Annotated in this window: 9 protein-coding genes and 1 pseudogene; 5 read left to right on the top strand and 5 right to left on the bottom strand. The window is 63.0% G+C overall.

Annotation, left to right across the window (positions count from 1 at the left end; translation table 11 throughout):
* A pseudogene (locus ENZ75_RS34600) lies at nt 1-363 on the bottom strand (extensin family protein); the annotation flags it as partial.
* 63 nt (nt 364-426) lie between these two features.
* Nucleotides 427-852, bottom strand: coding sequence for a DUF3775 domain-containing protein (locus tag ENZ75_RS12865; protein ID WP_013530064.1), 426 nt, complete (start codon nt 850-852; stop codon nt 427-429).
* A gap of 143 nt (nt 853-995) precedes the next feature.
* On the opposite strand from ENZ75_RS12865, the gene ENZ75_RS12860 reads away from it, so the two are divergent.
* Together ENZ75_RS12860 and greA are read left to right on the top strand one after the other, a co-directional pair.
* Nucleotides 996-1,535: a tetratricopeptide repeat protein gene (locus tag ENZ75_RS12860; RefSeq protein ID WP_063168815.1), complete on the top strand. Its 540-nt coding sequence runs from the start codon at nt 996-998 to the stop codon at nt 1,533-1,535.
* 271 nt (nt 1,536-1,806) lie between these two features.
* On the top strand, nt 1,807-2,280 hold the full coding sequence (greA, locus tag ENZ75_RS12855) for a transcription elongation factor GreA (RefSeq protein WP_013530066.1): 474 nt from the start codon (nt 1,807-1,809) through the stop codon (nt 2,278-2,280).
* 239 nt (nt 2,281-2,519) lie between these two features.
* Here the strand turns inward: greA and waaC are convergent, their stop codons facing one another.
* From waaC to rfaD, 3 genes are read right to left on the bottom strand one after another with little or no spacing between them, the layout of a single operon-like run.
* Nucleotides 2,520-3,494, bottom strand: coding sequence for a lipopolysaccharide heptosyltransferase I (gene waaC / locus ENZ75_RS12850; RefSeq protein WP_063168814.1), 975 nt, complete (start codon nt 3,492-3,494; stop codon nt 2,520-2,522).
* Entirely contained in the window at nt 3,491-4,498 is a 1,008-nt protein-coding gene (waaF, locus tag ENZ75_RS12845; protein WP_063168813.1) for a lipopolysaccharide heptosyltransferase II, read from the bottom strand. Before waaF ends, waaC begins: the two co-directional genes overlap by 4 nt.
* Nucleotides 4,471-5,427, bottom strand: a complete 957-nt coding sequence (rfaD, locus tag ENZ75_RS12840; protein WP_063170316.1) for an ADP-glyceromanno-heptose 6-epimerase — start codon at nt 5,425-5,427, stop codon at nt 4,471-4,473. The genes waaF and rfaD overlap by 28 nt, the downstream gene beginning before the upstream one ends.
* Here rfaD and ENZ75_RS35085 point away from each other — a divergent pair.
* The 3 genes from ENZ75_RS35085 to rfaE1 form a co-directional block, all read left to right on the top strand.
* Complete coding sequence (locus tag ENZ75_RS35085) at nt 5,399-5,812, top strand: type II toxin-antitoxin system Phd/YefM family antitoxin (RefSeq protein ID WP_224675156.1); 414 nt, start codon at nt 5,399-5,401, stop codon at nt 5,810-5,812. The genes rfaD and ENZ75_RS35085 overlap by 29 nt on opposite strands.
* Nucleotides 5,813-6,252: 440 nt before the next feature.
* The gene (locus tag ENZ75_RS12825; protein ID WP_024504155.1) at nt 6,253-6,885 is read left to right on the top strand and encodes a LysE family translocator; all 633 of its coding nucleotides are present in this window, start codon (nt 6,253-6,255) and stop codon (nt 6,883-6,885) included.
* 140 nt (nt 6,886-7,025) lie between these two features.
* Nucleotides 7,026-8,396, top strand: a 1,371-nt coding sequence (gene rfaE1, locus ENZ75_RS12820) for a D-glycero-beta-D-manno-heptose-7-phosphate kinase (protein WP_128278126.1), incomplete at its 3' end; no start/stop codon positions are given.

Genomic DNA, 8,396 nt, shown 5'->3' with positions numbered 1-8,396 from the left:
GGTCTTTGCAGCTTCAGCCTTTGGTGCGTCCGCCGGGCGTGGTTCGGGCACCGGAATGCCGGGTTGGGTTATCGGAGTGCCGGGTTCGGGCACGGGAACATCGGCAGGCGAGGGCAGCGATGTCTGCGTTTTCTGCTGTGTCTGCTTTGGCGTGACCTGCCGGTGGCGCCGTGGTTTCAAACGCTTTCCGCCCCTTGGTTTCAGGGGCTGGTCGGCTCGTGGTGTCAGCGGCTGCTCGACCCGCGGCGTCGGGGGCTTATGATGCCGATGGCGATGTCTCGCCTCGACCGGCATCACCAGCAAGGCCGTGACGGCCACGGTCAACGCAATCCTGCATATTCGGGAAAAGACGATCGACCCCATCGCCCTCAACGGCGCCGACGCAAGGTGGTTGCCTTGGCCGCATCACGAACGGTAACCGCTCCGTTACGCACCGATCGCTTCCAGCCCTTCCTCCAGCCAGTCGGCGAGCAGCGGCATGCCAAGCAGGTATTTCGCGGTGCGCTTGTTGGCGCGTTCGCGCGCGGCGGCCAGCGCGTCCGCCCATTCGGTGGCGTCGTAGTCGCCGCGACCGACCCAGGCCAACGCGATCAGCTCGGCTGCTTCATCGACATTGAGGTCGTTGATCAGCTCGCGCAGCTCTTCTTCGGTCAGGTTCTCGGAGCTTTCCTCGGCAAGGCCGTCATGGTGATGGTTGACATGGGACTCGCCGTCGAGTTCGACCTCGTGCTCGGCGCCATCGGCATAGTCTTCATTGACGGCCGCACTCAGTGCCTTGGCCTTGAGGATGAACAGGCGCACCGTGTCGGGGCCGATCGAAAGCTCCCAGTCCTTTTCAAGCCGCCGCTGCAAGGGCCGTCTCCCTCAGGTCGTTTGCCGGATGATAGCGGATTCGCGGCATCCGTCACCTGATGTTCTCCCGCCCGCAATTTTCCGGGATGAAACGCAAGCCGACCGGCGTTAGTATTGCATTCTCACCCCTCCAGGAGGTTTCGATGCATAAAAGAGTGCTGATCCAGGCGGCGAGCGCATTGCTCGTTCTACAGTTCCTTGCCGTTCCGGTGTTCGCCGCGGGCAGCGGGGGCAGCGGCGGTGACGAAACCGTCACCCAGTGCAAGAAGGGCCAGGTCTGGGACAAGAAGAAGAAAAAGTGCGTCGCGCCCCAGGAAGGCATGCTCGACGACGACAGCATCTATGATGCAGGCCACGCGCTGGCGATGGCCGGGCGCTATGACGAGGCGATTGCCGTGCTCAGCCTCGCCGCCAACAAGCAGGATCCGCGCATCCTCAACTATCTCGGCTATTCGCACCGCCATTCCGGCCGCGTCACCGTCGGCCTCGGCTATTACGAGGAAGCGCTGCGCATCGATCCGAACTACACGCTGGTGCGCGAATATCTCGGCGAAGCGCATCTGCAGATCGGCGATCTGGCCGGCGCCCAGCAGCAGTTGATGGAAATCGAGAAGCGGACCGGCAAGGGTTCGCGTGAATATGGCATGCTGGCCGAGCAGATCGACCATTTCATGAGAAGCTGAAAAGATCCCAGGGCTCTTCCAAGCGGCCGCGAGCGATCGCGGCCGTTTTTTGTTGCCCCCGGTCTCATTCATCGCCCCGGACTGATGAAAACGGGGATGATTTTAGCAAAACCGATTTTTGGGCGTGAAAAACCCGCTGACATTGCTATATTCAGGGAAATTGCGGTGAAACGGTTCCGTAAGCTCGAGGCTGCCGGACCCGTTTTCTTTTTGTACCCATCGACAAGGCTTTCCCCGATACGCGGGGGTGGCAGCAGGAAAGGCAGGCATCATGAACAAGGTCCCGATGACAGGCGAGGGGTTCGCGTCATTGAAGGAAGAACTGCGCTGGCGCCAGCAGGAAGAGCGGCCGCGCATCATCGAGGCGATCTCCGAAGCGCGCTCGCATGGCGACCTGTCCGAAAATGCCGAATATCATGCCGCCAAAGAGGCGCAGAGCCTCAACGAGGGCCGCGTCAACGAGCTTGAAGATTATATTGCGCGCGCCGAGGTGATCGACGTCAGCAAGCTCAGCGGCGACAAGATCAAGTTCGGCGCCACCGTGGTGCTGGTCGACGAGGACACCGAGGAAAAGAAGACCTACCGGATCGTCGGCGACCAGGAGGCGGACGTGAAGTCCGGCCGCATCTCGATCTCCTCGCCGATCGCGCGTGCGCTCATCGGCAAGGAAGTCGGCGACGCCATCGAGGTCAACGCGCCTGGCGGCGCCAGGGGGTATGAGATCGTCCAGGTGCAGTTCATCTAGGACCTTTGATAATTCTACTCTGGCGGCCGACTACAGCGCCGCGCGTCCTCTCGGACGCGCAAAGGACGCTGTAGGATTTTCAGTTAGCGCATGATCCCTTTCCGAAAATCAATTACGATTTTCGGGGGCATGCGCGGGCGGTTTTCTGCGCTTCCGGTGCTCACGTACTTTAAGTACGCGCCGCTCCGGTTCTCGAAGAACCACGCTATTCGACTCGCCAGAGCGAATTCTGAAAGGTCCTATGCCGGCGCTTGTAGTTTAAGTGCCAATAGCTTTTCTGCTTCCGCCACTACCTGCACCGGCACAACACGCCCCCCATGCGAGGCCAGCAGTGTCGATGCGTAGCGTCCGCGCGGGCCGGTCAGACCCGGCTCTGTTGCCAGGAAAATTGCGACCGTCGGCAGGCCAAAGGCACTGGCAAGATGGGTCAGCCCGGTGTCGGCGCCGATAACCAGCGTCGAGCCGCCGATAGTCGCGGCGATTTCGGACAGCGGCGATTTCGGTACCACGATCGTTGACGGCACGGCGCCTGCGATTGCCTCGGCCACGGTTTTCTCACGCTCGTTCGACCAGGTCGTGACCGGCGTCATCCCCCGCTCAATCAGGAGGTGGGCGGTTCCGATCCAGTCTTCGGCCGGCCATTTCTTGTCTTCGCGGCTGGTTCCGTGCAGCAGGAAGGCGGTTTTTCCAGAAGTGCCCGCCAGGGTGCCGGCGGGCGGCACGATGCCGGAGTCCAGCGTCGAAAGATCGGGCTGATAGGCGAGCGCCAGGCCAAACAACCGCCGCGTCCGTTCGATGGCGTGGAGATCGCGCGGGACGGCATACGTGGCATCGTAGAACAGCGTCGCCGAGGGTTCGCGCGCGCTCGAACGGTCGAAGCCGGCAATGGGTGAGCCCGCCTGTCTTGCCACCAGGGCCGATTTCAGCAGGCCTTGCGCGTCGATGACCAGATCGTAGCGGCAATTGCGCAAGGTGCGGCGCAGGGCGGCCGCCTCGCGCCAGGTGGCGCCGTCAAGCAGCGCCTTGCGCCAGCGCCGGATCGCCACCGTATGAATCTTGTCGATCGCCGGGTGAAGCGCGACGATTCCGGCGAATGCCTCTTCGACGCACCAGTCGAAGGTCAGGTCCGGGCGGTGGCGACGGGCATCCTCGACCGCCGGAAAGGTGTGGATGACATCGCCCATCGACGACGTCTTGACGATCAGCACCTTCATGCCGCGGCCGGAATTTCCAGCAGCCGGTCCGCCGCTGCCGCGACCTGGCCGACTTCCAGCGTCTTCAGGCAGTTGAGGTGGCCGAGCGGACAGACCTTCTGGTGGCAGGGCGAGCACGACAGGCCGAGCCAGACCAGCTCGCGGCGCTCCGCCAGCGGTGGCGTGTTTTCGGGCGAGGTCGAGCCGTAGACGGCGACGATCGGCGTGCCGACGGCGGCCGCGACATGCATCAGTCCGCTGTCGTTGGACACAGCCAGCCTGGCGGCGGATATCAGGTCGATGGCGTCCTCCAGCCGCGTCTGTCCGGCGAGGTCGACGACGCCGGGGGCCAGGGCTGCGATCTCCGCCGTCACGTCGCGGTCGTTCTTCGAGCCGAACAGCGCAACCTTCAAGCCTTTGCCCATGAAGCCGCTGGCAAGCCCGGCATAGCTTTCGCTGGGCCAGCGCTTGGCAGGGCCGAATTCCGCGCCGGGCATCAGGGCCACGAATTTCTGCGGCGCCAGCCCGAAACGGCCGAGCAGGTCGACCTGGTTTTTCGTGTCCACGCTAAGCCGGGGCGCCCGGAAACTGCCGCCCTGGGCAAGGCCGAAATAGGCCTGCGCGGTGCGTCGTTTGATGCTGTCGGGCAATGGCACGACGTCGGTCAGCAGGCCATAGCGCATCTCGCGCAGATTGCCGACACGGCGCGGAATGCGGGCAAAGAACGGAATCAGCGCCGACTTCCAGCTGCCCGGCAGGATATAGGCCATGTCGTAGCGGCCGCGCAGCAGGCGGCCGAAGCGGCGGCGATGGGTGAATTCGAGCGCGCCGGGTTTGAGCGGAAAATCGATCTGCTGGCGGATTTCGGGCATGCGCTTGACCAGGGGTGCTGCCCAGGCAGGCGCCAGCACATCGATGGCGGCGTTGGGATGCAACTCCTTCAGCGCCGAAAACAGGCACTGCGCCATCACCATGTCGCCCACCCAGCGTGGGCCGATCACGAGGATCGTTGGGCTTTCAGCCATTCGACATAGTCTCTGACACCGGTTTCCACTGTCCGGAATTGGCCATTGTAACCGGCCGCGCGCAAACGGGACATATCAGCTTGCGTAAAGCTCTGGTAGCTGCCCTTGAGATGGTCGGGAAAGGGGATGAATTCAATCTCCCCTTTACCCAACGTGTCGATCACCGTTTCGGCGATGGCGCGGAAGGGCTGGGCACGGCCGGTGCCGCAATTGAAGATGCCGCTTGAGCCCCGTTTCCACAGCCACAGATTGACGTCGGCGACATCACCGACATGGATGAAGTCACGGCTTTGTTCGCCGGGTCCGAATCCGTCATAGGCGCCGAACAGTTTCGGGTTCTCGCCTCGCTCGACCTGGTTGAACAGATGGAAGGCGACGGAGGCCATGGCGCCCTTGTGCGCTTCGCGCGGGCCATAGACGTTGAAGTAGCGCAAGCCTACGACCTGTGAATGGTCGGCCTGCCCGGCGAACACGGTTCGCCTGACATAGTCGTCGAACAGCTTCTTGGAATAGGCGTATACGTTGAGCGGCCGTTCCAACGCGGGATCCTCGAGGAACTCCGAGCCGCCGCCATAGACGGAAGCCGAGGAGGCATAAAGGAAAGGCACGCGCAAACTCTGGCTTGCATGCAGCAACCGTTTCGAGAAGGCGTAATTCACCTCCATCATGAATTTGCCGTTCCACTCGGTGGTGGTCGAGCAGGCGCCCTGGTGGAACACGGCCTCGATGCGGCCGAGCGAGCCGGCCTCCATGCGGGGCAGGAAATCGTCCTTGTCGAGATAGTCGGCGATCTTGAGATCGGCAAGATTGACGATCTTGTGACCGTCGGTAAGGTCGTCGACGACGAGGATGTCGTCATGCCCTTCGGCATTCAGCGCGGCGACGATGTTGGAGCCGATCATGCCGGCGCCGCCCGTGACGATGATCATGAAGGACCTCTGGTTGCTTGCGATTCCGGTCCTTATAGGGGAGGCTAGCCGGGCTGTCGACAAAGCCAGGTGCATGCGCCTGTCCTGCCATTTTATGCGCTTGTCTGTTTTGTCTATTTTGTCTATTATGGACAAAACAGGGTATCCCATGAAAAACTATCCGTCGACCGATCTGAAACAGAATCTTGGAGATGTGCTTGCAGCTGCCAGCCAGCAGCCGGTCTCCATCACTCGCCACAACAAGCCGAGATACGTCCTGATGAGCATCGAGGCCTACGAAGCGCGCTTCGGCAACGACAGCCGCCGCGTCTACGCTGCGAAGGACGCCCCGACCGAACATGTCGAGATGCTCGAGGAGTACGCCGCGGAATTGGACCGTGATTAAACCCGCTGCTGCGGACGTCTGGCGATATCCATATCTTTGGCATCGCCAACACGGAGACGGCGAGACCGAAGGCCGGAAGTCACGGCCTGTGGCCTTTGTGGCTGTCCTTCCTGGGAAAGCCGGGGGTACCAACCTCTTCATACTTGCAATCACTTCCACACAGCCGGGTCGTGATCGCGTTGCAGTCAGCATCCCGGAAATTGAACGCCACCGTGCGGGCCTCGATCCTATGCCCCTTTGGGTCATGGTCGATGAGTACAATCATGATATCCTGGAAGCGTCGGCCTATTTCGAGCCGGGTGCGCGAATTGGCGCGTTCAGCCCGTCATTTCACAAGAAAATTATGTTCGCTTTTACTGCGGTTGTCCGCACGGGTCAGTCCAAAGCAATCCCGCGCGGACTGAATCGACAGGGCAGAGCACGATCGTGAGGGACCAAAAATGCCATCGACCGAACTGCTCATCGCGTTTTTCGCCACCACGGCGATCTTCGCCTACATTCCAGGCCCGGCCATGCTCTATGCCGCCGCGCAGACGATGGCGCGCGGCCGCTGGTCCGGCCTGACGGCGGCGCTGGGCATTCATCTGGGCGGCTACGTGCATGTTTTCGCCGCGGCCGCCGGGCTGTCGGTGCTGTTTCATGCCGTGCCGACGCTCTACCTGGCGGTCAAGCTGGTCGGTGCGCTCTATCTGATCTGGCTTGGCATCTCGCTGTTTCGCAAGCGCGCGGACGGCGATGCGGCGCTGCCCGCGATCGAGCGCAAATCGGCGCGGCGCGCCTTTTTCGAGAGCATCACCGTCGAGGTGCTCAATCCGAAGACAGCGATCTTCTTCATGGCGTTCCTGCCGCAATTCATCGACGCCTCGGCGGCGTTTCCGGTCTGGCTGCAGTTCGTCGTGCTCGGCACGATAGTCAATCTGATGTTCTCCTCGGCCGATATCGTCTGCGTGTTCCTGGCGGGCGCCGTGATCGGCCGCCTGCGGCGTTCAAGCCGCGCCCAGCGGCTGATGCAGCGGGCGGGAGGGGCGGTGCTGGTCGGGCTGGGCGTCCATGTTGCCCTGCAGAAGAGCTGACGCATCGGACAGTCGCGGGTCATGTCCTGACGTTGCGCTGCGTGGATTTGCGGTATATCGGCAGGCATGAACGATCCGGCCCGTAAATTGACAATTTTCATCACAATTGAGATTTGCCTTACCCTCGCGTTGCCAGTGACATGATCAAGCACAATCCGCCTTCTCCAGAACCATTGCACCGCGCCATTGCGCGGTTCGGCCAAGCCACCGTGCTGGTGGTCGGCGACTTCATCCTCGATCGTTTCGTCAACGGCGTCATCGAGCGGATCTCGCCGGAAGCGCCGATCCCGGTGCTGCATGGGCGCGGCGAGACCTCGACCATGGGCGGCGCCGGCAATGTCGTGGCCAACATCGTTTCGCTCGGCGCTGCCGCTGTCCCCGTTTCCGTAATCGGCGCCGATCTGGCGGGCGACAGTCTGGTGCGGATGCTGCGGGAACTTGGCGCCGATACGGCGGGCCTCGCGCAGGAGCCTGGTCGCATGACATCGTCCAAAAGCCGCTTCAGCGCGCTCAACCAGCAGGTGCTGCGTTTCGATGAAGAGGAGATCAAGCCGCTCGGCGCCGCGGAGCGAGCCGGCCTGATCCGCCATTTCCGCGCCGCGCTGGCGCACGCCGACATCGTCATCCTGTCCGATTACGGCAAAGGCATCCTGCTCGACGGCGTCGCCGGCGACTTGATCGCCATCTGCCGCGAGGCTGGAAAGCCGGTGCTGGTCGACCCGAAGGGCCGCGATTACGCGCGCTATGCCGGGGCGACCGCCATCACCCCCAACCGCAAGGAACTCGGCGAGGCCGTCGGCCATGCGGTGTTCGCCGATGACGAGATCGTGGCTGCCGCGCGCCAGCTGATTTCGGCACATGGTTTCGATTTCGTCGTTGCGACGCGCAGCGAAAAGGGCATGAGCGTGGTCGGCCCCGACGAGGCGCGCCACATCGCCACCCAGGCGCGCGAAGTGTTCGACGTTTCGGGCGCCGGCGATACGGTGATCGCGAGCTTCGCGCTGGCGCTGGCCGTAGGCGCCGATACGGTCATGGCCGCTTCGATCGCCAATGCCGCTGGTGGCGTCGTTGTGGGAAAACGCGGCACAGCGCGGCTGACGGTCGAGGAACTCACCGGCGCGCTGTTCCGTTCACATGGGCCGACCGCCCACAAGGACGCCATCCTCGACGCCACATCGGCCGCCCGCATGGTGGCGGCGTGGAAGGAAGAGGGCCTGAGCGTCGGCTTCACCAATGGTTGCTTCGACATCCTGCATGCCGGCCATGTCAGCTTGCTGCACGCGGCGCGAAGCCAGTGCGACCGGCTGGTGCTCGGCCTCAACAGCGATGCCTCGGTGCGGCGCCTGAAGGGCGCCGGCCGGCCGGTCAACGACCAGCACGACCGCGCCTGCGTGCTGGCAGCACTCGCCTCGGTCGACGCGGTCGTGGTGTTCGAGGAAGATACGCCGCTGGCGCTGATCGAAGCGCTGCTGCCCGACATACTGGTCAAGGGCGCCGACCACGGTATCGAC

Source organism: Mesorhizobium sp. M7A.F.Ca.CA.002.04.1.1, assembly GCF_004022805.1.
Lineage (GTDB): Bacteria > Pseudomonadota > Alphaproteobacteria > Rhizobiales > Rhizobiaceae > Mesorhizobium > Mesorhizobium ciceri.
Note: the sequence above shows the minus strand (reverse complement) of the source record. Positions and strands in the feature narration are given on the sequence as shown.

Excerpts from the sequence above, each read along its gene's own strand:
- ENZ75_RS12860 (WP_063168815.1), top strand. The coding sequence starts at position 996 with ATGCATAAAAGAGTGCTGATCCAGGCGGCGAGCGCATTGCTCGTTCTA.
- greA (WP_013530066.1), top strand. The coding sequence starts at position 1,807 with ATGAACAAGGTCCCGATGACAGGCGAGGGGTTCGCGTCATTGAAGGAA.
- waaC (WP_063168814.1), bottom strand. The coding sequence starts at position 3,494 with ATGAAGGTGCTGATCGTCAAGACGTCGTCGATGGGCGATGTCATCCAC.
- waaF (WP_063168813.1), bottom strand. The coding sequence starts at position 4,498 with ATGGCTGAAAGCCCAACGATCCTCGTGATCGGCCCACGCTGGGTGGGC.
- ENZ75_RS35085 (WP_224675156.1), top strand. The coding sequence starts at position 5,399 with ATGCCGGCGCCGCCCGTGACGATGATCATGAAGGACCTCTGGTTGCTT.
- rfaD (WP_063170316.1), bottom strand. The coding sequence starts at position 5,427 with ATGATCATCGTCACGGGCGGCGCCGGCATGATCGGCTCCAACATCGTC.
- ENZ75_RS12825 (WP_024504155.1), top strand. The coding sequence starts at position 6,253 with ATGCCATCGACCGAACTGCTCATCGCGTTTTTCGCCACCACGGCGATC.